General features: G+C 61.6%; 19 protein-coding genes. 6 read left to right on the top strand and 13 right to left on the bottom strand.

Going from position 1 to position 25,747, the window contains the following annotated elements; all coding sequences use genetic code 11:
• Positions 1–78 precede the first annotated feature (78 nt).
• On the top strand, positions 79–483 hold the full coding sequence (locus AC6JBC_RS15190; protein ID WP_498026316.1) for a DUF2147 domain-containing protein: 405 nt from the start codon (positions 79–81) through the stop codon (positions 481–483).
• On the opposite strand, the gene AC6JBC_RS15185 is transcribed toward AC6JBC_RS15190, so the two are convergent.
• The 3 genes from AC6JBC_RS15185 to AC6JBC_RS15175 are packed head-to-tail and all read right to left on the bottom strand — an operon-like array spanning position 480 to position 1,795.
• The gene (locus AC6JBC_RS15185; protein ID WP_498026315.1) at positions 480–1,316 is read right to left on the bottom strand and encodes an SAM-dependent methyltransferase; all 837 of its coding nucleotides are present in this window, start codon (positions 1,314–1,316) and stop codon (positions 480–482) included. The genes AC6JBC_RS15190 and AC6JBC_RS15185 overlap by 4 nt on opposite strands.
• Before the next feature lie 5 nt (positions 1,317–1,321).
• Positions 1,322–1,522, bottom strand: coding sequence for a hypothetical protein (locus AC6JBC_RS15180; RefSeq protein ID WP_464789809.1), 201 nt, complete (start codon positions 1,520–1,522; stop codon positions 1,322–1,324).
• A gap of 60 nt (positions 1,523–1,582) precedes the next feature.
• Positions 1,583–1,795, bottom strand: a complete 213-nt coding sequence (locus tag AC6JBC_RS15175) for a hypothetical protein (protein ID WP_498026314.1) — start codon at positions 1,793–1,795, stop codon at positions 1,583–1,585.
• 232 nt (positions 1,796–2,027) lie between these two features.
• Here AC6JBC_RS15175 and AC6JBC_RS15170 point away from each other — a divergent pair, with 232 nt between their 5' ends.
• Positions 2,028–4,052 carry an elongation factor G gene (locus AC6JBC_RS15170; RefSeq protein WP_498026313.1) on the top strand — a complete coding sequence of 675 codons (2,025 nt, stop codon included), beginning with the start codon at positions 2,028–2,030 and terminating at the stop codon, positions 4,050–4,052.
• On the opposite strand, the gene trxC is transcribed toward AC6JBC_RS15170, so the two are convergent.
• From trxC to AC6JBC_RS15145, 5 genes are all read right to left on the bottom strand, one after another.
• Positions 4,053–4,490 carry a thioredoxin TrxC gene (gene trxC, locus AC6JBC_RS15165; RefSeq protein WP_498026312.1) on the bottom strand — a complete coding sequence of 146 codons (438 nt, stop codon included), beginning with the start codon at positions 4,488–4,490 and terminating at the stop codon, positions 4,053–4,055.
• Between the two features lie 18 nt (positions 4,491–4,508).
• Entirely contained in the window at positions 4,509–6,545 is a 2,037-nt protein-coding gene (locus AC6JBC_RS15160; RefSeq protein WP_498026311.1) for a M3 family metallopeptidase, read from the bottom strand.
• Between the two features lie 139 nt (positions 6,546–6,684).
• Positions 6,685–7,005, bottom strand: a complete 321-nt coding sequence (locus AC6JBC_RS15155; RefSeq protein ID WP_498026310.1) for a hypothetical protein — start codon at positions 7,003–7,005, stop codon at positions 6,685–6,687.
• Between the two features lie 100 nt (positions 7,006–7,105).
• Entirely contained in the window at positions 7,106–7,498 is a 393-nt protein-coding gene (locus AC6JBC_RS15150; protein WP_498026309.1) for a VOC family protein, read from the bottom strand.
• Between the two features lie 85 nt (positions 7,499–7,583).
• Positions 7,584–9,893 carry a TonB-dependent receptor gene (locus AC6JBC_RS15145; RefSeq protein WP_498026308.1) on the bottom strand — a complete coding sequence of 770 codons (2,310 nt, stop codon included), beginning with the start codon at positions 9,891–9,893 and terminating at the stop codon, positions 7,584–7,586.
• Between the two features lie 319 nt (positions 9,894–10,212).
• Here AC6JBC_RS15145 and AC6JBC_RS15140 point away from each other — a divergent pair, with 319 nt between their 5' ends.
• Positions 10,213–11,634, top strand: a complete 1,422-nt coding sequence (locus tag AC6JBC_RS15140) for an NAD-dependent epimerase/dehydratase family protein (RefSeq protein ID WP_498026307.1) — start codon at positions 10,213–10,215, stop codon at positions 11,632–11,634.
• Positions 11,635–11,661: 27 nt separating this feature from the next.
• A complete protein-coding gene (locus AC6JBC_RS15135; protein WP_498026306.1) occupies positions 11,662–12,570 on the top strand; it encodes an alpha/beta hydrolase in 909 nt (302 codons plus the stop codon).
• A 203-nt stretch (positions 12,571–12,773) separates the two neighbouring features.
• Here AC6JBC_RS15135 and AC6JBC_RS15130 read toward each other — a convergent pair whose 3' ends face one another.
• Genes AC6JBC_RS15130 through AC6JBC_RS15115 form a run of 4 tightly spaced genes read right to left on the bottom strand, consistent with a single transcriptional unit; the run spans position 12,774 to position 21,312 of the window.
• Positions 12,774–15,218 (bottom strand): alpha-L-rhamnosidase-related protein, encoded by a 2,445-nt coding sequence (locus tag AC6JBC_RS15130; protein ID WP_498026305.1) that lies wholly within the window; start codon positions 15,216–15,218, stop codon positions 12,774–12,776.
• The gene (locus AC6JBC_RS15125) at positions 15,215–16,222 is read right to left on the bottom strand and encodes an alpha/beta hydrolase (protein WP_498026304.1); all 1,008 of its coding nucleotides are present in this window, start codon (positions 16,220–16,222) and stop codon (positions 15,215–15,217) included. Before AC6JBC_RS15125 ends, AC6JBC_RS15130 begins: the two co-directional genes overlap by 4 nt.
• The gene (locus tag AC6JBC_RS15120; RefSeq protein ID WP_498026303.1) at positions 16,219–19,089 is read right to left on the bottom strand and encodes a glycosyl hydrolase; all 2,871 of its coding nucleotides are present in this window, start codon (positions 19,087–19,089) and stop codon (positions 16,219–16,221) included. Before AC6JBC_RS15120 ends, AC6JBC_RS15125 begins: the two co-directional genes overlap by 4 nt.
• 3 nt (positions 19,090–19,092) lie before the next feature.
• Positions 19,093–21,312 (bottom strand): glycoside hydrolase family 3 C-terminal domain-containing protein, encoded by a 2,220-nt coding sequence (locus AC6JBC_RS15115; protein ID WP_498026302.1) that lies wholly within the window; start codon positions 21,310–21,312, stop codon positions 19,093–19,095.
• Positions 21,313–21,467: 155 nt separating this feature from the next.
• Between AC6JBC_RS15115 and AC6JBC_RS15110 the strand changes: the two genes are divergently transcribed.
• Together AC6JBC_RS15110 and AC6JBC_RS15105 are read left to right on the top strand one after the other, a co-directional pair.
• Positions 21,468–22,118 (top strand): TetR/AcrR family transcriptional regulator, encoded by a 651-nt coding sequence (locus AC6JBC_RS15110; RefSeq protein WP_498026301.1) that lies wholly within the window; start codon positions 21,468–21,470, stop codon positions 22,116–22,118.
• Positions 22,119–22,178: 60 nt separating this feature from the next.
• Complete coding sequence (locus AC6JBC_RS15105; RefSeq protein ID WP_498026300.1) at positions 22,179–22,466, top strand: hypothetical protein; 288 nt, start codon at positions 22,179–22,181, stop codon at positions 22,464–22,466.
• Positions 22,467–22,666: 200 nt separating this feature from the next.
• On the opposite strand, the gene AC6JBC_RS15100 is transcribed toward AC6JBC_RS15105, so the two are convergent.
• Positions 22,667–25,747, bottom strand: a complete 3,081-nt coding sequence (locus AC6JBC_RS15100) for an efflux RND transporter permease subunit (RefSeq protein ID WP_498026299.1) — start codon at positions 25,745–25,747, stop codon at positions 22,667–22,669.

The following is a 25,747-nucleotide window of genomic DNA, read 5'->3' as shown; positions in this document are numbered from 1 at the left end:
TCTACCACATAGAAAGCAGTTGATGCGCTGCAGTTTTTGTCTCACCGTGCAAGGGCGGGGGCGGATAGGAGTATGACAATGCTGGCGGCTTCCCTCCTCTTGCTCGCCTCTTCGGCTGCGCTTCCTGCAACCGACGTAGCCGGTCTATGGGTGACGGACGATGGCAAAGGCCTCGTCAAGATCGAGCCGTGCGGCGCGAAACTGTGCGGCCGGATCGTGCGAGTACTCGATACGAGTGCCGACGTCCCCAAGACGGACGTCCATAACCCGAACCCTCGCCTCCGCGCGCGGCCTCTGGCGGGCCTTCTCACCCTCTGGGATTTCAGCCGATCCGGCTCCACATGGACAGGCGGGCGGGCCTATGATCCGAAAAGCGGGAAAAGCTATCGTTCCTCACTGGCGCGCAACCCTGACGGATCGCTGAAGCTCACGGGCTGCGTGCTCTTCATCTGTGAATCGCGACGCTGGACCCGAGGCGGCTAGGCCGCTTCCCACTGGAATATCCCATACCGCATCGCCCCTGTACGTAAGGCGAGGATAAGGCGTGGAAGGCTCAATATAAAATCGCGGCTCATCGTCGCGCGGCCAAGCGCAAGCCGACGAATGTCCCGGTCGCTCAACACGCTCTTCGTCAGACGACCAAGGCAGATCGACCAGGTACGGCGCACCTCCCGGCTGATGTCCCGATAGTCCATCAGGCGAAATCCAGCATTCGAGGCCAACGTCAGATAATCTTCCCGGCTTCCCATGTTGGGCAACCTGCCCTCCTTGCATATCGGCAGCAGCAAATGCCGCACCTCCCAAGCAGATGCCCCCTCCCCCTCCAACCAGGCGCACACGACCAGACGGCCGCCCGGCCGCAATATGCGCCTTGCCTCGGTGAAGAAGCGCTGCTTATCCGTCATATGCTCGGAACTTTCGATCGCATAAGCGCGGTCGAACGACGCCGTTTCCAGGCCATTGTCCAACCAGTCCCGCACCAGACAGGTAAAGCGCGGCGAACGCTCTTGCGCAATTGCGTGCTGGGCTGCCGATAGCGTCAGGCCGACGATCGACACGTCATGACGTGTCAGGATATCGGCCGCCGTCGCGCCATATCCGCAACCAATGTCGCAAATTCGGTGCCCCGCTTCTATGTCAAGCCTTTGCTCCACCGCAGCCACCAACTCGGCAGCGGCCTGCTCGGGCGTTTCGGTCCCGGTGCGCCAATATCCGTGATGGACATGATCGCCCCAAATGCGACGATAGGCGAGGTCAAGCTCATCATAGTGAAGCGCGACGCTGCGGGCCGTTGGCGCATTGTCGGGAACAATCATGCGGTTCAGGGCACCGGCCGATCCGCATGCGTCGCGGTCAGGAAAGACGGATACAGCATCGTGACGGAAGCCGCAGCGATGATGACGAGCGCAGCGATCAACGCGGTGCCACTACTCAACCGCCCCCGATTACGCGCATAAAGCACCAAGCCGAGCAGGGCCGCAGCGATCAGGATGATGATGGCAGTAAGTCCGGTTAGCGACATCGATCAAACTCCTGAAATGAGGAAGATCGGTCCCTCGTACAGGGATCACGAAGATTGCAATTACCGATGCGGCGTTTCGTTCCGGTTTTCGTCCCCCACTGGTGCTGTGGTTACAGAGGCTGGTACCGCCACATCTGACGTTCGCGATGCCGGATCGGGCGCACGCAGGCTGGTATAAGCTATGAGCGCCGCCAGAGCCAGACCCGCAGCAACGATCGCCCACAACCATCGCTTGGCATTTCGCCGCTGCCGCCGCTCTTCATCCTTGGGCATCAGCCAGCCTCTCTCTGCGCTTTACCTAATCGAACGGCGGTTAAACCGGTTCCGGCAGATAAGGATGGATATTATGAATGACCGCAATGCACATCTCGCGATTGCATGTGCGCTCAGGCAGTCAGTGGCTCGATCCGGTCGAAGCCCCCTTGCGTTCCCCCCGCGATAGGCAGAACATCGCTCCGTCAGAAGGACCGTCTTCGCCACGAAAGACGGGATGAGGAGAGCAAGGATGAGCGGCACGCAATCGCGCTCCATTGCGCTGATCGGCCCCGCCGGAGCGGGTAAAACCAGCCTCGTGGAAGCAATCATGCACATCAGTGGGGCTGTTTCGCGACAGGGATCGGTCGAAGCTGGCACCAGCGTTGGCGATGCAAGTCCGGAAGGGCGAGAGCGGGGAAGCTCCACCGAACTCAATCTCATGCAGTTTGAATGGATGGGGGATCATTTCTCCATCGTCGATATTCCGGGCTCGCCCAGCTTTGCCGATGACGCGGCCATCGCTCTCAATGCGGTCGATCTGGCTATCGTCGTCATCGATCCTGACCCGGCCCGCGCCCCTCTGGCAGAGCCCACACTGCGCAAGCTCGAACGGGCGGGCGTTCCACATGCCCTGTTCGTCAACAAGATCGAGCAGGCGCGAGGCAGCATCCAGGACCTGCTTACGGCCCTCGCTCCCATGAGCGCCGCCGCGCTCGTCGCCCGACAAATCCCGATCCGGTCGGGTGATCGGATCGACGGCTTCGTCGATCTCGCGCTGGAACGGGCCTATCATTATGAGACAGGCAAGCAATCGCAGCAGATCGCGCTCGCCGAAGAGTTGAAGGCTGACGAAAGCCAGGCGCGCTTTCATATGCTGGAACAACTGGCCGATCATGACGACGTCCTGCTTGAACAGCTTCTGTCGGATGAACAGCCAAGCCTTCAAACCATCTTCGCCGATCTGGCACAGGAAACCGCGAGCGGCCTCATCGTGCCGGTGCTGTTCGGTTCCGCCGCCAATGGCTTTGGTATCCGCCGCCTGCTCAAGATGCTGCGGCATGACACACCTGCCCCCGCAAAGACGGCTGATCGGCTAGGCATCAGCGGAGCGGCGGCACAGGTGCTGAAGATTTCCCATGCGGCAACGGTAGGCCGCCTGGCGATCGCGCGGCTGTTCGGTGGCAGCTTACAGGACGGCGCCGACTTGCAGGACAATGGCGGACAATCGCTACGCGCGGGCGGGATATTTTCGCTTCAGGGTCTTGCCACGACCAAGATCGCCACCGCCGAACCCGGCGCGATCGTCGGCATTGCCAAGATCGACACGGTAAAGGCAGGTGACCTGATCGGCATCGCGGCCAAACCCGGCGGCAACGGGCTGCTCGCTCACCGACCGGCAACCAATTGCGCAGTAGCGATCGCCGCGAAGGATCATAAGGACGAGGTGCGCCTGTCCACCGCCCTCAATCGACTGGCGGAGGAAGATCACGCCCTTCACTGGAGCCAGGACGAAGCATCACGGGAGACACTACTTCACGGCGTTAGTGACGAGCATTTGAACGTCGCGCTGGCCCGCCTGAAGCGCCGCTATGGCGTGGCCGTGTCGGTGCAGCCGCCGACAATCGCCTACAGGGAATCGATCCGCAAAACGGTGACGCAACGTGGGCGTCACAAAAAACAGTCCGGCGGCCATGGCCAGTTCGGCGATGTCGTGCTGGAAGTGCGCCCACTGGAACGGGGAGAGGGCCTTCGTTTCGAGGAACGGATCACGGGCGGCGCAATACCCAAGCAGTGGATTCCCGCGGTCGAAAAGGGCGTACATGACGCCCAGGCAAAAGGCCCTCTAGGCTTTCCCGTGGTCGATGTCGCGGCGACTTTGGTCGACGGCTCCTTTCATAGCGTGGATAGCTCCGAACTCGCTTTCCGCACCGCCGGACGGATAGCAATGAGCGACGCGCTGGCCGCAGCGTCCCCCTATCTGCTGGAGCCGGTCGCGCATGTGACGATCATGACGCCCGGCACCGCATCATCCCGCATCACCTCCGCCGTGGCCTCTCGCCGTGGCCAGATGCTGCGGATGACAAGCCGCGAAGGCTGGTCGGCCTGGGACGTGATAGAGGTCCTGCTGCCGGAAGCGGGTCTGCAAGGGTTGGAGGCGGAAATCCGCTCGATGAGCCAGGGCATGGCTCATTTCGAAGCGCATTTCGACCATCTGGCAGAAGTCGCGCCGAAACTCGCCAGCAGCATCGTCCAGCGAGTCAAGGAGCCCGCCTGATCACGCAGGCAGATGCTGCCGCGCCCAGTTGACGATCGCAGCCATCGGCATGGCGCCCGCATTACGGGCTATTTCCCGCCCCTTGAGCACAATGACCAGCGAGGGAATGCTCCGGATCGCATAGCGGGCGGCAAGATCGGCTTCCGCTTCGGTATCAATCTTCCCTAGCCGGGCATGTGGCTCCAGCTGCGCGGCGGCGGCCTCGAAGGCTGGCGCCATCTGGCGACAGGGACCGCACCAACTCGCCCAGAAATCGATGATGAGCGGAACGTCGCTGCTCGCTGCATGCTGCGAAAAATTGGCGCTGGTCAACGTCACCGGCCGACCCTGAAACAAGGCCTGCTTGCACCGCCCGCAACGCCCCTCGCCCAGCCGCTCCTTCGGGACACGGTTCAGCGTGGCGCAGGCCGGGCAACTGATCACAAGGGGTCTGTCCATGCTACAATGGCCTTCTGTTTAGGCCGCCAGCCCGCGCGATCGAAGCAAGGCATCGACTTCCGGCGCACGTCCGGCGAAAGCCCGAAAATTCTCGGCTGCGGAACGGCTGGCGCCCGCCGCCAATATCTCGCGGCGGAAGGCGGTGGCGCCTCCTCCCGGCAGATCGGCATGAGAGAATATTTCGAAAGCGTCTGCGGAAAGAAGTTCAGCCCACAGGTAGGAATAATAGCCCGCCGCATATCCGCCCGCAAAAATATGGCTGAAAGCATGGGCAAAGCGGTTCCATTCAGGCGGATGGACGACAGCCACCGCTGCCCGCACCTGCTCCAGCGTTTGCAACACCCGCGCCCCCTGCGCCGGATCATAGTCGCGATGCAGCAGCAGGTCGAAGGTCGCAAATTCGATCTGACGCAACAATGCCAACCCCGCCTGAAACTGCCGCGCGGCAAGCAGCCGGTCAAATAGAGGTTCAGGCAATGGCTCACCCGTGTCCACATGGCCGGACAGGCCGATCAGCGTGTCCTTTTCCCAGGCGAAATTCTCCATGAACTGACTGGGCAGCTCGACCGCATCCCATTCGACGCCGGAAATGCCGCCGACCGACGGCAGATCGACCTCCGTCAGCAGATGGTGCAGCACATGGCCAAATTCATGGAACAGCGTCACCACATCATTATGCGTCACCAACGAGGGACGGTCACCGGCAGGCGGTGCGAAGTTGGTGGTCAGATAGGCAATCGGCCGGTGAAACGCATCGGCATCCCGGAACCGCGCCCGACACACATCCATCCAAGCTCCGCCACGCTTACCCGCCCGAGCGAACAGGTCGAGATAGACCCCCGCCACAATCTCGCCCTTCGCATCCAGCACGTCGTAGAACAGGACGTCGGGATGCCAGGTGGAAACAGCTTCCCGTTCGATCAGGCACACATCGAAAAGCCGCTCGATCAGCTTCTGCGTACCCGCCAGTACCCGCGGTAAGGGGAAATAGGCTTTCAGCGCTTCCTGATCGACCCCATGCAACGTCCGCCTCATCGCCTCGGCGACGTATGACAGGTCCCACGGATAAAGTTCGTTCAAACCAAAATGCTCAGTGGCAAAGGCTCGCGCCTCCTCGAGTTCCTTCTCACCGACCGGGCGAGCGCGCTTGGCGAGGTCAGCCAGAAAGACCAGCGCCTCGTCCGCATCCGCCGCCATCTTGGTTTCAAGCGAGTGCGCGGCGGAATCGTTGAAGCCCAATATCTGCGCCGCCTCATGCCGCAGCGCCATGATCTGGTCGATCCGCTCGCTATTGTCATGGCTGCGGTCGTCCGACCGATCGGACGCGCGCGTATTGTGGGCGCGATAAACCCGCTCCCGCAGTGCCCGATCTTCGGCATGAAGCAAGATCGCCAGCACACTCGGCTGACGCAGAGTGATGAGCCATCCCGGCAGGCCCTTTTCCTGCGCATAGGCGGCAAGAATAGCGTTGTCGCTTTCCGGAACCCCGGCGAGCGCCGCCTCGTCGGTCACATGCTCGCTCCACGCTTCCGTCGCGTCCAGCACGGCATTGCCAAAGCGGGTGCTAAGGTCGCTCAGCGCCACGCCAATGTCGAGGAAACGCTGGCGGGCGTCACCCTCCAAGGCTACGCCCGCCAAGCGGAAGGCACGCAGCGCCAATTCGACGGCCCGCTTCTGCGCAGGACGCAAATCGGCAAAGTCGGGCCGGTCGGCCACGCGCGCGACTGCATCGTGATGCGCCCGGTTCTGCCCCGCCTCCATCAGGTAAGCCGTCATCAAAGCCTGTGCCGAAGCATGGGCTTCCCGCAATTCCGGCGTGTCGGCTACCCCCGCAAGATGGCCAATGGGCGACCATGTGCGCGACAGGAGAAAGTCCGCCCGCTCCGCCGCCAATATAACGCTGCCGAAGTCATCGGCTTGCCCAGCCGTAATCTGCTCGATCGCGGCGCGGTGCTGGTCAATCGCTACCTCTATGGCGGGAATCACATGTGCTGCCTCGATGGCGGCGAAATCAGGCAGGTCGGTATCGGCAAGGAGGGGGTTAAGCGAAGTCATGGCTACTCTTGGCTGGGGCAGCCCAAACGGGCTAGGGAAGCCCCTTAATTGGGCCATGACACCCCGCTCTTCAAGCTCCCTGTCGCTACCTCGTCCCCACAATCTTAGCGAGCATCCATCCCGTTGATCGCCAGGACCGTCACGACAAGAGCCGTCGTCCCGCTGCGGACAGCCGATCTGCCACTGGCGCGTAGAGCGGAGAATGGTTGGTGGGCGGCGTGATCCCCTCTGCCTTATATTCCGCCACCGTCTCCGGCGTATCCCTACCGATGATCAGATAAGCCGACGGAGTACTGGACGCCCCCAACTCCGAACAATCTTCGCTTCCAGAAAAGCCGGGTGCACTGGCAGGAATGGAAACCACGCCCTGCCCAAAGGCTGTCGTAAAAGCAGGGGCGTTCCGCGCGACCAGCGTTGGATAATTAAAGGATGCCCTTCGGCGCTTGCTGATCTGCCCCATGCAGCGTCCGGCACGTCAGCTGCGCGACGTCGAGGCCCCATGGAACGGGCGTATAGCTTATAAACTGACGGCACGGCCATGTCCCGCGCCGCCTTTTCTTTTACTTGGCCAGCAATTCCACAACCTCGATAAGGTGCCCCTCGGGATCGGTTACGAAGGCGACCTTCACGCCATGAGCTTCCTTGACTTCAATCGGCTGCACAACATTGCCGCCAGCCTTTTGGACCCGCTCGACAAATGCCTCAAGGTCGCTCGTCTGAAATCCCAGGATGACCTCATCCTGTGCGGGGGCATCCCGATCCAGAAACTTGAACAAAACGAAGGTAGCGCCGCCTTCGCCCGTAGCATTGAACAGGATTTCATCGATCTGCCGATCGCCGACCGTATCCTGAATCCGCGCCATTTCAACCAGGCCCGCAACATCCTTGTAGAAGGCGGCGGTTCCCTCCAGGTCTTGCACCACAAGCTTTGTAAAACCAAAATGCGAGGTCATTCATCCTACTCCTGATTATATGGAAAGGGCCAGGGGATAACCTCCCCTGGCCCTCTGAAACGCTATCCTTACGACAGGATCGACATCAGAACCGGAAAGTTCCGGTCAGGCCGAATTCGCGCGGATTGGTCACGTTCACGACGCGATAACCGGACTCATAGGGGATACCAGCAGCCGTGTTGATTTGGGCGGTGCCCAGGCTGATGTTGGTGATCCGCTTCTGGTTCAGCAGATTCTTCGCGAAAGCGGTCAGCTCGAACCGATCGTCTTCCGTACGGAAACCTGCAAACAGGTTCAGCAGGGTACGCGAACGATAGTCATAATCGACCTGGTCTGCATAGAAGCCCGGACGATAGTTGACGAGCGCCCGCACGAACGGGGTGAACTCACCCATCGGGAAACGGATTTCCGTATTCGCGGTGAGGGTGAAGTCCGGAGTCTGGGACAGACGACCGTTGGTCACGCAATAGCTGACATTGCCCGGACCAGTTACAGCGGGTGCGCCGCTCTGATTGGGAACGCCAGTGCCTGCATAGTCATTGCAGGGCACCAGAGCATCCTTGTAGCGCGCACGAACATAGGATGCGCTTACGCCCAGGTCCCAATTATCCGTCACCCGCCCGTCGATGGACGCTTCGATACCCTTGATCTTGGCATCCCCATTATAGTTGAAATCGAAGCCGCCCGTCGGAGGATTGGCCGCCGCAGACTCATAATAGATTCCCGTGAACCGGCTCAGATAATTTTCCAACGTCTGATAGAAGGCGGAAATAGTGAAGTTCGCCCGGTTGTCGAACAACTTCCCCTTCAAACCTGCCTCGAAGGAGTCGGTCTTTTCTGCCTTGGTACGGATCAGGTCCTCGCTCACGCCGACGGGTACAGCGACGCCAGTGCTGCCAGCACGGTACGAGTGACCATAGGCAAAATATGCGTTGAGGCGCGGATTGAACTCATAGGAGACCGTAACGCCGCCCGTGAGTGGCTTGTCCGTGAAGCGCTGCAGGTTTGCCGGTACGCCTTCGATCGGAGGGCCAGCCGGGAAGGCTGGAGATGTCACGAAGATGTCGGTCGTCTGGACATTCTTGATGATCGAGTAACGAAGACCGCCTTCAATCGAAAAGCCATTGGAACGATATCTCAGATTGCCGTTGAATGACCAAGTTTGCGTATCGACCGGAGTGAAGACTTCCGTATTGATCGGCAAGAAGAGGCCAAACGCAACCGGGACGGGAGCGAAAAACACGTCTGCCCGCTGGTTGCTCACAACGGTGCCGGTCTGCTTGGTGTAGAATGCACCGACGCCCCAGCCGAAGCCTTCCTTATTGTTGGAGGCAAGGCGCAGTTCGGCCGAATCCACCTTGTAGGGCGAATTGACGGTCGATGCGTACACATAATCAGGGATGGCGTTGCCCGCGTCGAGGTCGCGTTCAGCCTTCAGCCTGCTGTACTGGTGAGCCCCGACGAACGACAGGGTGGCCGGGCCAAGATCATAATCGAAGGCCAGATTGACGATGTGGCTTTCATTCTGGTTGCGGAAGCGGCCATCCGAGACGGCAGCATAATCAGACTCAGAAAGAGCCGGCCCCGACGGGTTAAAGCCGTCCGGCACGTTGCCCGCACCGACAACCTGCTGGGGCTGAATATTGTCCGCAAACAGATACTGGTAGCTCAGGTAAGCGGTGAAGTCGCTGCTCGGCCGCCAGCCCAGCGTGACGCGCGCGCTTTCGGTGCGGCTGCGCGCACGCTCGCCAGTGGTGATGTTGCGCACGTTATTGAGACGATTGCCATCGACCAGGCCAGCGACGCGGATCGCGAGCGTGTCATTGAACGGCAGCGAAACACCAGCCTGGACGTTGTAACCAGCGCGCGACGTTGCGGTCGCCTGCGCATAGCCTTCGATCTCATCGAAGTTCGGACGGCGCGTCGCGATGGTGATGGAGCCAGCCGGTGCCGACAGACCGCGCAACAGGCCCTGCGGGCCGCGCAGCACTTCAATCTGCTGGATGTCGTAGAGCGCCGTATAAACGGTCTGCGCATCCGTCGGAATTTCGTTATAATAGACCTGAACCGCCGGGCTGGTGCCTTGGTCGGGATCAAAGGTCACGCCACGCAGGGTGGTCGTGTTGTTGCGGCCAGTAGTGTTGGTCAGCTCAAGGCCCGGCGCGAGCTGCTGCACATCTTTTGCGTCGAAGATATTGAACTTCTGAAGCTGTTCGCCGGTCGCGACGTTCACGGCCATCGGCACCGACTGAAGCGAGCGCGATTCACGAGTCGCTGTTACGACGATTTCGTTGGTGGCGCTGTCGTCGTTGCTGACACTTTCCTGCGCCCAAGCAGCAACAGGGACAATCAGCGCCGCACCGCACAACAATGCAGAAATTCCGTTAACCTTCATGACATCCTTTCCGAACAGCCCAGATATGGCCCGAGCGATGTGGAGCCCGCTAACGGCCATAGGGCTTCATCGCAATCCGGAGACTCATCGCCTCACAAATTTTCGCACGCCACCGTGTTTTATGAGCAACACATGACCAATTCATTCGTAGGGAATGCGCACATGACGTCCGCATATATATGAACGGATATTCATCTGATTGCATTATTCGTTGATCGACGAGGAATCGGATATCGATGTTCCGACCGTCGTTCAAACTACATTCTTGTTATTGGAACGCTAAAGTGCGATTAACGTCGCATAATTTGGGGAACGCATCATGACCGACAGCCGCAAGACAATTTTCCTGACCGGGGCCACCGGCAATATGGGTCGCGAGACGGTGAAGCGCATTGCGGAAAAGGCAGACACGCTGCGCCTGCGAATATTGGTAAGGCCAGAGGAAAAGTCGCACCCCGTCGTAAAGGACGTCCAGCGCCGTGGCCTGGCCGAAGTCATTTGGGGCGACCTCACCGACCCCACTTCGATCCGTAAGGGGGTCGAGGGCGCCGATGTCGTGCTTCATGTCGGCGCTCTGGTGTCACCACTTGCAGATCGCCTTCCGGCCGAGCTTGTGACCCGCGTCAACGTCGGCGGCGCGAAGAATATAGTCGATGCGATCCACGCGGTGGGCGACCCCAAGCAGACACGGCTCATCTATATCGGCACCATCGCCGAAACCGGCAGCCGCAATGCACCTGTGCATTGGGGGCGGACGGGCGACCCGATCAAGATCAGCGCCTATGATCATTATGCGGTTACAAAGACGCAGGCCGAAGCGATCGTCGCACAGAGTGGCATCACCCATTGGGCATCGGTGCGCCAAAGCGGGATGGCGCATTTCGAAATGTGGAAGATTTTCGATCCGATCATGTTCCACAATCCGCTCAATGGCGTGTTCGAATGGTCTACCGCAAATGACAGCGGCCGCTTGATGGCGGCACTGTGCGGCGACGATGTGCCGGATGCATTCTGGCGCAATTTTTATAATCTGGGCGGCGGCGCGTCGTCGCGCGTGGTGAATCATGAGTTCATGGAGAAATCCATGCCCAACTACCGCAAGGTGCTGAAACCGCACTGGTTCGCCACCCGCAATTTCCACGGCCAATGGTATGCTGACTCCGACCGGCTCGAAGCCTTGGTGCCCTTCCGTGAACAATCGCTCGATGAGTATTTCCGCGAAGCCCCACGGCATATGCCATGGATCTCCCGCATGGTGCCCAAGCTGGTGCCGGGTGTCATATCAAAACAGATCGAGAAACTAGCCAATGGGCCGGACGGCAGCCTCAACTGGTTCGCCACCAATGATGAAGCCAAGATCCGCGCCTATTTCGGATCACGCGCGGCATGGGAAGCCATTCCCCGCAATTGGGACGACTTCCACTACGCCCAGCCTTCGCGGGAACCGACCTTGCTCGATCATGGCTATGACGAAAGCCGCTCGCCGGAAGATTGGCGGATCGATGATCTGAAGGCAGCGGCGGAATATCGCGGCGGCAAATATCTTGGCAACTCTTTCGATGGCCCGGACGTACCCGTGGAATGGCAGTCCGCTATAGGCCATCGCTTCACGATGACGCCACGCCTATACCTCCAGGGCGGTCATTGGTGCCCCGTCACCATGCTCGATACCACCGCCTATGAAGCGGAAGCGGCGCGCAATCCCTTCTTCGCGCAGGTATGGGGCGACGCCGCCGGTTAAGCGGGACAAGATATAGGGAGAGGTGGAATGAAAACGACGTTCTTTTGTCTGGCTGCCGCATGGATTCTGGGGACTAATGCGGCGGCTGCGCAGCTGCCCGCCCCGTCGGAATTGCAACAGGCAATCCCTCTTGGCACCGGCCCCGTGCCCGGTGGCAACGGACCTGAAATCTGGTTCGGTAAGTCCGGCAACATGAGCGTCCGCAATACCGGCGAAGCCGCCTTGCTGCCCGTCCTCCCCGACCCGTCAAAAGCGACCGGCACCGCCATGGTCATTGCGCCGGGCGGCGGCTTCATGACGCTTTCCTGGGATCATGAGGGGATGGAGGTCGCTCGCCTGTTGGCCGATCGGGGCATCGCCGCCTTCGTACTCAAATACCGGCTGGACCCGACCCCGCGGGACTGGCCAGCTTTCGGAAAGATGATGCAGGGCAGAATGACCGACTGGGTCGGCAAGCCCGGTGAAGGCCTGCGCATCGTCACGCCCCCTTATGCGATCGCCGATGGGATCGCGGCGCTGAAGCTCGTCCGGGCGCGTGCGGCGCAATGGCATGTCGATCCGGCCAAGGTCGGCATGATCGGCTTTTCTGCTGGAGCGCGAACGACGATCCGCGTGACCATCGACGCGCCGATCGCCGACCGTCCCGCCTTCTCCGCCATGCTCTATCCGCCGATGGAAAGGGTAGACGTGCCCACCGACGCGCCTCCAGCCTTCGTGGCGATGGCGACCGACGACCCGCTGTCAGGACGCGCGGGCTATGCACTTATCGAAAGCTGGATCGCTGCTCGCCGCCCAATCGAGTTCCACGCCTATCAACGTGGCGGTCATGGTTTCGGCCTGGGTTTTAAGGGCACGACGACGCAGGGTTGGACCGATGCGTTGTTCCGCTGGATCGACCTCAACGGCTTCGGGGCAAAGGAAGCCCCGAAGCGCTGAGTGTGCTGCCCCGTCCTAGGGCCGATCGACATTCAGGAAATGGCGTGCCGAGCCGAAGGCCACCGAAGGTAAAATGGTGGTTTTCCGTGAGCCTTGAAGCGAGTCACGCGCCTCGCTTCAACGCAGCGTACTCAAAGTACGTGAGCACCGGAAGCGCGGAGAACCGCCATTTGCAGGCCGCCAGAACTGAATGTCGATCGGACCTAGCGCACCGGCACCTTCAGCTTGGTGGTGGCGCGGGTCAGCGGATAGCGCTTGCCATTCCACAGGAAATCCCCCGGCAACCCCTTCGGCCGGGTGATCTCGGCATTCAAGGTGCCTCCCGAAATCCGGTAGCGCACGCTGACCGCACCCTGAGGCGTGGCAGCCGTTGCAGCCAGGCTCTTGAGCGATCCCAACGCGGGCTCAACCTTCAGCCGCGCATAGCCCGGCGCATCAGGCCCAATCCCGGCCACGATACCCAGCAGGTCTGCACTCGGGTGCGCACTCCATGCATGGCTGTCCGATCGTGTCGATTGGCCCTTGCCTCCCTGCCCCGCGTCGTCGCGCTCTTCCGGCCAGGTCGTATAGTGCATCGCCAGCAGATCGCGCCACGTCTTGAGCATGTCGAGATAACGGTCGCTCTTCCCCGCATGGACCAGCGCCTGCGCCAGATACCAGGAGAAATAATAGCTGACGCTCGTAATCCCTTCAGGCGCATCTATCCCTTTGCCCGGCACCATTATCCGGTCGATGATGGCCCCTGCCGCATCGCGGCTCGCGACATCATAGAGGATGGCGAGCGCATTCATATGCTGGCTGAATCGGTCGCCATCAGGATTATCGGCATAAAGACCGCGCGCCGGAACCCAGCACCGGTCGCGGATCGCCGCCTTCAAGGTTTCGGCACGCGCGGCATAGCGCTGCGCCTGGCTCGCGTCGCCAAAGGCTCCCTCGATCGCCGCCCCCTGCTGGAGAGCGCCGAGCCAGCTGACGCTCATCAAACAGCTTTCGTCCGTCTTGCCATAGGAAGGAAAGATGGTCCGGTCGGTGGCGGACTGGCCGACCCAATCGATGAAGTTCCATTGCGGGTTCTTACCCAACAGGCCGCTGGGGCGGCGGTAGGTTTCGAACCAGTCCAGAACCCGGCGCATGCGCGGAATATTGCGGACGATGGGTGCGGGGTCGGGCTGGCGCAATCGCCAGTCATCCAGCATGCCAACCCACATCAGCGCGAACGGCGCGATCACATTATTGCCGCGCGTCGGCCAGGCGCCTTCCATCAGCCCGCCATCGACATCGGATGCAGCGAAGGCATCGATCGCCTGCTCGGCCAGACGGGGATCACCCGATACGGCATAGGAAATCAGCATCTGAAGGCGCGTGTCGCCCGCATATTGCAGCTGTTCCCAATAGGCCGTGTCCATATAGGTTTCATGCGCATCGACCCGTGCTGTGCGCCAGCCTATGTCGAAAATCCGTGCAAGTTCAGAATCATCGCTTTCGAACTTACCAACTTGTTGGAACGGATAGCCGGTCTCGTACGCTCTTAGCCCCTCCAGCACCAACGGCTGATCCTTGGTCTCGACCGTGATTTCGGCATAGCGCCAGGTCCGCCACCATAGCGGGGCAAAACTGCGCTTTTTTCCATCAGCGATAAAGCTGTCCCATATGCCGATCGGCTTGCGATCTTCGATCAGGTTGCGGTCGCCCTTCCGGCCCTGCGCATCATACAGCGCCTCGGTCCACAGAAGCTTGATCGCCGCCCCCTTGCCGCCGGACACGTCCAACTGAGGATAGGCCGACACCATCGCATCGCGCTGAATAAGCAAGGTCGCCTTGCTGTTGGCCGGGATCGTCACCGCCCGCGCGGGAAAGGCCATGGCGGCAGGCAGGTCAGTCCGCACCACCTTGCCCGCTGCCACAGGCGTATAGGATTGCTGCGGCAGCCGGTCGGCCACCAGCGTCCGCTTCGCTGCATCAGGGGCGGGAACCGCGTCCTGCCAGCCCTCCCCTTGTTCCGTCGGGCCAGCGGCATCGAAATCAGCCTTCGCCGCATCGATCTTCTCGGGGTTGCCCGCGACATAATACCAGCGCTTCACCTGCCCCCAGCCATTGGCGAAGCCACGACCCTCGTCGCGCTTCACCCGCCATCCCTCCCGGTCAGTCGAAAGCTCCGCTGCCTCGCCTTCGCCGATCAGGCGAAGCCCGGTCGCGACGCTCTGCTGAAACAGCGGCGCCGTATTGGTGAAGAGCGAATTGCCCTGAGCCGCCGAAACCTGCGCGGGCGTGGCATTGGCGGGCAGCTTCAGCGGCTGCACCCCGTTCCACACCGTCGCCGCGATGACGTTGACGCCCGCCTTCATATAGGGCGCAAGGTCGATGCTCTCCTCGCGCCAATGGGCGATATCGCCCGTCGAAGGCCCCACCGCCACACGTCCGCCATTCACAAACAATATGAACCGATTATCTGCCGTCACTCGCACCGTATAAGAACGCGGTTTGCCCGGCAGATCGAGCGTGCGGCGGAAATGCAGTACAATCGGGCGCACCGTCGGCCCCGCCTCCGCATGACTGATCCAACCCTCAGCGCTACCCGTCTGAGCGATAGCGGCGGGCGCAGCGCCCAACATCAGCGAAGCAGCCAGCAATGTGCCCATCCTCATCATTTCTTCTCCGGCGAAAGGGCGCGGGCCAACGCCGCATCGAGCGCGGCATTGAACTGCTGGGATATGGCCGCGCGCGGCACGATCAGCTGGAATCCGTGGAAAGCGCCCGGTATCACCAGCAATTCGGTAGGGACGTCCGCATCGATCAGGCGGCGGGCAAACTCCACATCCTCGTCCACGAACAGGTCGACCGACCCGACCCCGATAAAGGTCGGCGGAAGCCCCTTGAGGTTCTTCACCCGCGCAGGCACCGCGCCTTCGGGCTGAGTGGCAGCGCCAGGCCGCCGCCCAAGCAGCGCCTGCCAGCCCTTCCGGTTCGACTCCGCCGTCCAGACCAACTGACCGATATGCGGGGGAACCGGACGCGAAGAGCCCGTTCGATCATCCAGCATGGGGTAGATAAGCGCCTGAAACGCGACGGGCACCTCGCCCCTGTCACGCGCCGCAATCGTCAGCATAGCAGCCAGACCGCCGCCCGCGCTTTCACCCATTACGACAATCCGCCCCGGATCGACGCCCAGCGCGGCGGCATTGCCGTGCAGCCATTTCAAACCCGCATAGGCATCTTCCAGAGGTCCGGGGAAATGCGTCTCCGGCGCCAACCGATATTGCACCGACACGATCACGCAGTTCAGCCGCTCGGCCAGGCTCTTGAGCGCGGGCAGATTTTCCCGCGCATCGCCGCCGATGAAACCACCGCCATGGACGAAGAAGATGGCGCCGCGCGGCGCTCCCTGCTTGGCGCTAGCGTTCACGACATAGACCGGCACCGACGGTTGCCCGCGAGATCCGGGTACCTGACGCTCCTCGACCCCTGCGGGCAGTGGGCCGGGCTTGGCGGGCTTGTACGTCACCCCGCTCCGCTGCGCCTGCATGATGCCGCGCGCGACCGGCCGCAACTCCGGATTGACCGACCTCAGTCCCGCTTCCGGAGAAGGTACGACCGGCGCCGCCGCGATCAGCAGGCAGGATGCGATCGCAGCTGCGAAACGCCGCCCTCTCACCGTTGCGCCTCCAGTTTCGCTGGCCCCACCCATCCGGCGGGAACCGGCTTCAGCTTCTTGTAGATCGTGTCCTTGGGATCGATCATCGCATTCTGGGGTACGTTGGCGATAGCGACACTGATGTCATTCTTGCCCGCACGAACCAGCTTCGTCACATCGACGCGGAACGGTGCGCTGAACAGGGTGGGCAAGCTTTGCCCGTTGACCGTCACCGTGGCGACGTCATGCACTTCGCCCAAATCCAGCATCACGCTTGTTCCCTTGGTCAGCCAGCCCGCATCGACATTGATCGTGCGCCTGTAGGTTCCCGTCCCTGCAAAGCGCGCCAGTTCGGGCAGCTGCTGCCAGTCCTTCAGGCTGATAGAGGCGAAATCCTGGCTATAGGGCTTGCGCTGGACATGACCGGTCGCCTGAAGCCGCCATCCATCCATGGGCAGCGTCATGCTGGCCATGGTAGCGGATGCCGGAACGGTGACAGCCTGCGTCTTGGGATCAAGCATCAGCAGCGCGCTTTCCCCCGCCGCAAGGCTAAGAGGCACATCCGTCGCCTGCCCAGCGACGCGCGCCGACACAGGCGCAACCGTGCCGTCCATCGCATTCCACCGCGTCACGCCCCCCGCATCGGGCAGCGTCAGCGTCACCTGCCGTGCGACTTCTCCCCTGTTGTACATAAAGGTCGCCGTGCGGCCCTCGATCTTCCGCTGGACGAAGTAAAGATCGGCAGTATCGCCAGAAAAGCGCAGATTTGCCGGAATCGCCGCTGCCCGCAGAGCATCGGTCACACCAGCGGCGGGAACGATCTTCGCTCCGGATTTCAGCGCGGCGGCCACCGCTTTCTTCACCCTCGCATCGCGCTGGCGAGCCTGGGCCAGCCCTTCATCCCGGCTCGGCGCCCGATCGGTGAAGAACACCGGCAGTCCCGCCTTGGCAAAACGCGCGATCGCCTCGGCTGTCTCTGCCTGAATGCCGTCGATCGGCGGCAACACCAGCACCGGATAGCGCTGGTCGCCCTGCGAAACGAGCTGCTTCCCTTCGACCCGTGCATGAGCGATCGAATCCGGGTTGATCCGGTCGAAATCATAGCCTCCCGCCAGGAATGCCTTTTCCGCTGCCTGCTTGCCCGCGCCGTCATCCTCGATGCCGACATAATAGCCGTAGCGACCATAGAAGTAGGCGACCGGAACCACCGCCTCACCTGCCTGCATGACGGCCTGCAAGCGGCCGATATAGCCCGCCAAAGGCTTCATTGCGGGCCAGATCGGATTGGTCTCGTTCAACATGTTGGAAAAGCCGCCAGCGAAGGGGCTTGGCTGGAAAGCGTGCCAGCCGGGCCAGTCGTCGGCATGGAAGCGGTAATTATAACCATGCAGGATCATGGAGTTGACGCCACCCGCCATGAAGGCATCGACCCGCCGCCGCATTTCGTCGGGCGTCACGTCATAGGGACGATCTTTCCACGCCAGGCTTTCCGCGGATACGATTGGACGCCCATAGAGATGCGCACCCGACCGGGCCATCCGCATGAACAAAGGATCGCCTGAACCGGGCAGATCTTCCGTTTCCGGTATATCGACGATGCCATATCCCCGGATCGTATCGAACGCGCCGCCATGCGCCTGGAACTTGGCCTTCAGACCATGCGCATGGTTCCACGCGACGAAGGGTTGGATGAACCCCTCGATCATCATGTCGGACACCGTGCGGCGATAGTCGGCGCGCACCCGTTCCGCCACATCGCTGTTCGCCGTGTCGAAATAGGGCGGCGACCAATGCTCGCTCCACGCCTGCATCCAACCGGGCTGGACAACGAAGGGCAGATAGGGCGTCAAGTCATACCCGCGCCGCTTCCTGAACTGTTGCAGCAATTCAGGTCCCCACTGAATATCCTGCATCAATTCCAGGCTGTCCACGAATGTCGATCGGATTCCGACCGGGTCATTCCCCAACGGATCACCGACGCGCGCCACATGGGCCGCAAAAGCTTGCGGGTTCATATGATCCAGTATCAGCTGCGGCCCCTGCCCGGCCGCGCCCAGCACCCCGACGTCCGAGGCATATTGGCGAAACACGAAAATCTGCCAATCGCCGGGCGGTGGGGTCCAGTCGAGCGTGCCGTCATCACGCAACTTGCTGGTCAGGACGACGCTTGACGAAGGGTCGAGCGTACCCGCCGTCACCACGTCCCGCCACGGAGTCAACGTCAGGCCCATCGCGCCTGGCGCGGATGGCTGCAATTCGGGTGCCTGACCCTTGACCGCAACGACTGCGACAGTGCGCGCCCGGCCCTCCATCCGCTTGCCCCAGTCTGCTACCTTCGGGTCCTTGACGCGCGCATCGAACATATTGAGCGCGCCCAGCCGCCTTGTGCGCTTGGGTATATTGAGCTTGATCGGACCAGCCTCGCCGCCCTTGACCTGGGTACTGGCCATGGAAAGTTCGGTGAACGCCAGTTCCGGCGTGATGGCAAAGCCGCCGCCGGACGGCCAGGACGAACCCAGCGTATAGTCCAGCGTCAGGCCCAATGCCTTCGCCGCCTCCGCCGCAGCACGGACATGGGCGAAGAAGGACGGCTCGGCATATTGATCGACGCGTGCCTTCTCGTCCGGCGTAAGCGTCACGAAATTGGGCGTGAACGACTGAATCTCCGCACCGGCAAATCCGGTGTCCGCCATCAGCTTCAGCTCACGCTGCAATTCCTGATCCGTCACTGCATCGCCCGGCCACCACCAACGCAGTCGGGGGCGAGCATCGACGGGCGGGCTCTGGAAATGATCGTCCAGCGGACCTGCAAAAGCCGGAGCCTCGACAAGTGCAAACATAGCTGTTGCCGCCAGCAGGCAGTTCTTCATCAAACGCTTCGCTGTCATGGCTCAGGGCCTCCGGATCATACGGTTCAGCCGCGTCGTGCCGGTCAGCACCGGATCAGCGGCGGATGTGCCCACCTCTACCTTGACGTCACCCGCTGGCACCACCCAACGCTGCGCCTTTGCATCGAAGTCCGCGATCACGCGCATGTCCGCCGTAACCGTGACTTCCTTACTTTCGCCGGGCTTGAGATTGGGCTTCGCCCATCCGATCAACCGCTTGGCCTTGCCCGGCCGGGTGACGTAGACCTGCGGCACGTCCGCCCCCTCTCGCTGACCGTTATTCACCACGGTGAAGCGGACAGACAGCGCCTTTCCGCCCGTCACCTTCAGCCCTTCGTAGCGGAACTGCGTGTAGCTAAGACCGTAGCCGAAGGGATAAAGCGGCTTCAGCCCCTTCTTGTCAAACCAGCGATAACCGGCATCCGATCCTTCCGGATAGACGATGTCGAACGGCTTCAAACCCGCCTGAAGACCATAGACGGCGCGCGTTTCCTTATCTGCTGGCGGCGCATCGGAGCCGGGAAGCACTGGGTTAGGCAACTGATCGACGGAGGCCGGGAAGGTCACGGGCAGGTGACCGGACGGGTTCACCTTTCCGGTCAGAACCCGCGCAATGGCAGCGCCGCCACGCTGGCCGCCATACCATGCCGACAGGATGGCCGGGACCTTGGTCTGCCAGGGCATCAGGACGGGGTTGCCGGTTTCCAGTACAACGATCGTCTTTCCGTTCGCGCTCGCCACCGCGTCGATCAGGTCGTCCTGACCCTCGCCCAGCGACAGGTCCTTATCGTCGATGGCCTCGGTCGCGTACTTCTCCGCGAAAACGACAACGATGTCGGCCGACTTCGCTGCCTGAACAGCGGCTGGCACATCCTTGCCGTCCAGATAGCCGACAGTCGCATTCGGAAACTCGGCGCGCAGCGCATCAAACGGCGCCGTGCCCCCATAGCCGCGACGGGCAAAGCCAGCGGCAGGGCCGCTTTCCGCGCCCTTGGAAACGCGCTTCAATCCGCCGACGGGATTGACCTGGCTCGAACCGCCGCCGCTCGGCACGCCAACATCGGCATTGCCTCCGACCACCAGGATCGTCTTCGCCGAAGCGGCCAGCGGCAGGATGCCGCCCTCATTGCGTAACAGGACGATCCCCTGTTCCGCCGCACGCTGCGCGATGTCGCCGTTGGCGTTATAGTCTATCGGCTGCCCCGGCTTTAGCGGCTTGTCGGCCACGCCATGGGCATAGATGGCGTAGAGCACGCGTCCGGCCGCCTTATCGACCGCCGACTGCGGCACCTTCCCCGCTTTGACCGCTTCCACCATCAGGTCGGAAAAATAGCGCTTGCCGTCGATCTGCTCGCCTGATTGCTGATCGAGGCCTGCGATGATGGCTTCGGTCGAGTGCACCGCGCCCCAATCAGACATCACATAGCCCTTGAAGCCCCAATCGCGCCGCAGCACGTCGTTCAGCAGAAAAGGATTCTCGCAGGCGTATTTTCCATCGACGCGGTTATAACCGCACATCACCGACCCAGGCTTGCCCCGTTCCATGCCGATCTGGAAAGCCAGCAGATCGCTTTCGCGCATTGCCTGCTCATCCATGTTCACCGATGCGATGTTGCGCCCGGTTTCCTGATTGTTGAGCGCGAAATGCTTGATCGTGCCGATGATGTCGTTGGACTGCACGCCACTGATCTGACTTCCGACCAGTTCCCCAGCCAGCAGCGGGTCTTCACCCAGATATTCGAAATTTCGGCCAGCGCGCGGGTCACGCACCAGATTGACGCCACCCACCAGCATCACGTTGAACCCCTTGGCCCGTGCTTCCGCCCCGATCATCGCGCCGCCCGCGTGGGCGATTTCCGGGTCCCATGTGGACGCAAGCGAAAGCCCTGAGGGCAATGCCGTCGCCACATCGCCCTTGCGCATTTCCATCAGGTTGGACACGCCAAGGCTCGCATCGCTTTCCACCAGCGTAGGAACGCCAAGGCGCTCCACACCTTCAATATATCCCGCACTGAGCGGCATTCCCTGCGGCCGCTTCGACGCAGGGACGAGGCCCGTCATGGGGCCGTGGATGAGCCGGATCTTCTCTTCACCCGTCATTTTCGACAGGGTCTCAGCCGCTCTGCGCTCGGGTGACTTCCGGGTATCGCGGGCATATCCCGCGACCGGCGTCAGCATCGTCCCTGCGGCGGCAAGCAACAGGATGGATGAGGAATTCTTCATGATGTGCAGCCTCTCCGCTGGGGGGACATTTTCCGATTGTCGGCAGTTTACATTCTTACGTTCCAGAAGCGCACACGTCAATATTCGATCGGTGTCGTTCGATTTATTTCAGAATGCCATTGCTTCCGCCCATGGCTTGAGTCAGAGATGCGGTCATGTCAGCCACAAAGACCGAGAAAGCATTCACCCCAAAACGCGGCCGACCCGACGCGAAACAGGTCGCCGCGATCGATCGCGCTATCCTGGCCACCGCCACCCGGATGTTCCTGGAACTGGGTTATGACGGCGTGGCGATGGAAAATATCGCTGCGGCTACCGGCGTTTCCAAGGGCACGCTGTACGCCCGCTATCCCTCCAAAGAAGCGTTGTTCACGACCGTCATCCATGATCGCGTCAAGCAATGGTCGCTTATATCGGCAAGCCAGGATCATCTGCTGACCGATGACATTGCCGAACGCCTCCACCATCACGCGCAAGTGATCGCCCGGTCGCTGCTTCAGCGGGAAGTGCACGCGTTCCAGCTTCTGACGCTCGCCAATCGTGAACGCTTCCCCGAACTGGCCCGCGCCATGTATGAAGCAGGCTATCTCTACATCGTGCGCCTTATCAGCGACGACATCAGCCAGGCGGCCGCGCGCGACGGCATTCCTGCCCGCGATCCGTCCGCGATCGCTCGACAGCTTGTAGCCGCCATCACCGGGTGGGAATTGCAGGAAAGCAGCGCGGGTCCGATCGTCGAAGCCGAACTGTTAGGCGCCGCCCGGAAAACCGTCGATCTTTTGCTGGCCGCCCGCAAAAGCTGGTGACTTGAATTTAGAACGACATCGTGCGATATAGGAAATATCACAAACGGAGGATCCTGTTCCATGCGATTTTTGATTCTTGCTGCCGCTGCTTTGTCGCTCGCCACTCCGGCGCTGGCGGAAACTGCTGCTCCCGCCAAGTACACCTCTGCCGACACCGAACTGGGCGTCCTGCTCGACAACCCCGCTGCCAAGGCGATCGTTGAGAAGCACATCCCCGGCATGACCACCAATGATCAGGTCGATATGGCCCGCGCCATGACTCTGAAGGCGGTCCAGCAATATTCGCCCGACGAGGTGACTGACGCCCGTCTGGCGGCAATCGACGCCGATCTGGCCAAGCTGCCCTAAGGGTAAAAAGCTCAGGCTTTATTGAGGGAAAGGGGCGCGCAAGCGCCCTTTTTCTGTTGGGCACCCCCTACAGCCACATAAAAGAAAGGGCCGGTTGTGGCCGGCCCAAGTAGGTGTAGGAGAGTGCCTAAAAGGCACATCTAATTGAACATGTATGTTCGATATGTCAAGCGATCAGTTAGCATCTGTCAACATTTCCATCATATGGGAAACGGATCGTCATCTCCCGGTTGACGCGGCGTCACCAGACGCGCGGCCCTTGGCGTGATCCATCTTTCGATGCTTTCGACGATCTCATAAATCACCGGCACGAAGATCAGCGACAACGCCGTTGAGGTGATGAGACCGCCGATCACCGCCAGCGCCATCGGCTGGCGAAACTCCGCACCCTCCCCAATGCCCAACGCGGTCGGCAGCATGCCCGCCGCCATCGCCACCGTCGTCATGACGATCGGCCGCGCACGTTCACGGCATGCATTGCGCAGCGCCTCGGTCATCGGCGTGCCTGCCCGCTCCTCCTCGATCGCGAATTCCACCAGCAGGATCGAATTCTTCGCGCATAGGCCAAGCAGCATCAGCAGGCCGATCATCGCGGGCAGATCCAACGTCTTGCCGAACAGCGTCAGCGCGGCAAAGGCACCCAGCAGCGACAGCGGAAGCGCGGCCAGGATGACCACCGGCTTGAAGAAGCCCTTGAACAGCAGCACCAGCACCGAAAAGGTCAGCCCGATCCCTCCGACAATCGCCAGCATGAAGCCGCCGAACAGCTCGGACATCGCTTCCGAATCGCCCGTCTTCGCTTCCTGAACCCCCTTGGGCAGGTTGCGCATGACCGGCAATGCGTTCACTTCCTGCAACGCCTGGCCCAATGTCCGCCCGGCGACCAGATCCGCCTCCACCGACACCCGCCGCTCCCGGTCATAGCGCACGATCTTGCCCGGTCCCGCCTTGAACCGAATATCCGCAACGGCCGACAAGGGCGTCGTCTGCCCGTCAATGGTTGGCACGCGCAGGTTCGCGATCGTCTCCAGATCCTGACGCGATCCTTCGGGCAGGCGGACGCGGATCGGCACGCGTTCGTCGCCATCCGAATATTTCGCCACGCTGGCATCGATGTCGCCAATGGTCGCGATGCGCAGCACCTGGGCCAGCGTCCGGCTATCGACGTTAAGGCGCGACGCCTCCTCCGGCCGGGGCGTCACGATCAACTCCGGGCCTGCGGGCGGAGGCGCCGGGCGCGGGTCGGAAATCGACCGCACGTTGCGCATCTGCCGCAACAATTCGATTTGCGTCCGCTCCAGCGCCTGCCCATCCTCCCCGGCCAGCACGATGTTGACCCCAGCCGAACCGAACGTGCCCTGATTGGACAGGCGCACGTCCGGAATATCGCGCAATTTCGGCCTTATGATCTGCCGGAACTCATCCGTCGTGACGTCGCGATCATGTTTCAGCACCACGGTCAGCGTGCCCGTGCGCATGTCGTCGCCCGCGTTGAAGCCGCCGGACGTTGACCCCACCTGGGCAAAAACCCGTTCCACCGAAGGCTCTGCCGACAGCATGCGGGTCGCGTCGTTGACCGCCCGCGCCATGTCGTCACGCGTCGCGCCGGGCGGACCCTGCACCGCGATGTAGAGATAGCCCGGATTGCCGACCGGCTGGAATCCCACCGGCGTAAGGCTCGCCAGCAGGAGCGACAGAAGGAAAATCCCGCCACCGATCGCCATCGTCATCCATCGGTGGGCCAAGGCCCAATCCAATATGCGGCCATAGATCGGGTTTACGGGGCGCTTTTCCCGATGCACCCGATCCTTGAGCGGCACGAGGAAATAGGCCGCCATCAACGGCGTCAGCAAACGCGCCACGACCAGCGAGAAGAGCACCGCGACAGCCACGGTCAAACCGAACTCGCGGAAAAACTGTCCCGCCTGCCCCGGGATCAGTGACACCGGCGCGAACACCGCGATGATCGTCGCGGTCGTCGCGATCACCGCCAGACCGATGGCATCCGCGCCGATCAACGCGGCGCGATAGGGCGTCTCGCCAGTCTCAATCCGCTTCTCGATATTCTCGACTTCCACGATCGCGTCATCGACCAGGATCCCGATCACCAATGTCAGCGCCAGCAGCGTGATGCTGTTGAGGCTGAATCCCATGGCCGACATAAGGACGAAGGTCGGGATCAGGGATAACGGCATGGCCACCGCAGCAATGATCGTCGCGCGCCAGTTGCGCAGGAACAGATAGACGACGATCACCGCCAGAAAAATGCCCTCGATCAGCACATGCTGGGTCGATGCAAAGGTCCGCCGTGTCGAATCCACCGTGGATACCAGCTTGGTGAAGGTGACGCCCGGATGCTCGGCCTGAATCCGGGCTATCGCCTTGACCGCCCGGTCCTCGACACTGATGTCGCTCGCTTCGCGCGTCTTGCTGATCTGGATCGCGGTCACGGGCCTGCCGTCCAACCGCGCAAACCCGCGCTGTTCGGCCGCGCCATCGCCAATCTCGGCAATGTCGCCCAGGCGAACATAACGACCCTGAACCGGGATCGCCAGGTCGCGCAACCTGTCAATGGTCATGGATGACCCGAGGACACGGATCGTCTGTTCGACTGCCCCCACATCGGCACGGCCACCCGGATCGTCACTGTGGAACGCGGCAAGGGCGTTGTTCACCTGCGGCGCCGTCACGCCTAGTGCCGCCATGCGCTGCGCATCCAGCACGATGTTGATTTCCCGATCGGCGCCCCCAATGCGGTGAACCTGCGCCACGCCTTGTTGGGCCTGCAATGCACGAGTGACCACCTTGTCGACGAAGCGCGACAATTCCGTGTTGCCCATCGCGGGCGCGCTGACCGCATATGTCAGAATGGGCGCGGCATCGATGTCCAGGCGCTGCACAAGCGGCGGGTCGATCCCCGGCGGCAAATCGATGCGCGCGCGCTCCACGGCGGTACGGACATCATCCGTCGCCTTCTGCATGTCGCTGTGCAGTTCGAACTCGACCGTCGTGGTGGACGATCCCAGCACGGCCGTCGAACTGATATGCTTGACCCCGGCCACGCTGCTCAACGCATTTTCGATCGGCCGCGTGATCTGGTTCTCGACTTCGCTGGGCGCCGCGCCATTTTGCGTCACGGTTACGCTGACGACAGGGAAGTTGACGTTGGGGAACTGCTTTATAGGCAGACCGATATAAGCGACGATCCCCGCGATCGTCAGCAGGATGAACAGCGAAACGACCGGGATCGGATTGCGGATGGCCCAAGCGGAAATGCGCAT

The organism is Sphingobium sp. RC1 (assembly GCF_059738765.1).
Note: the sequence above shows the minus strand (reverse complement) of the source record. Positions and strands in the feature narration are given on the sequence as shown.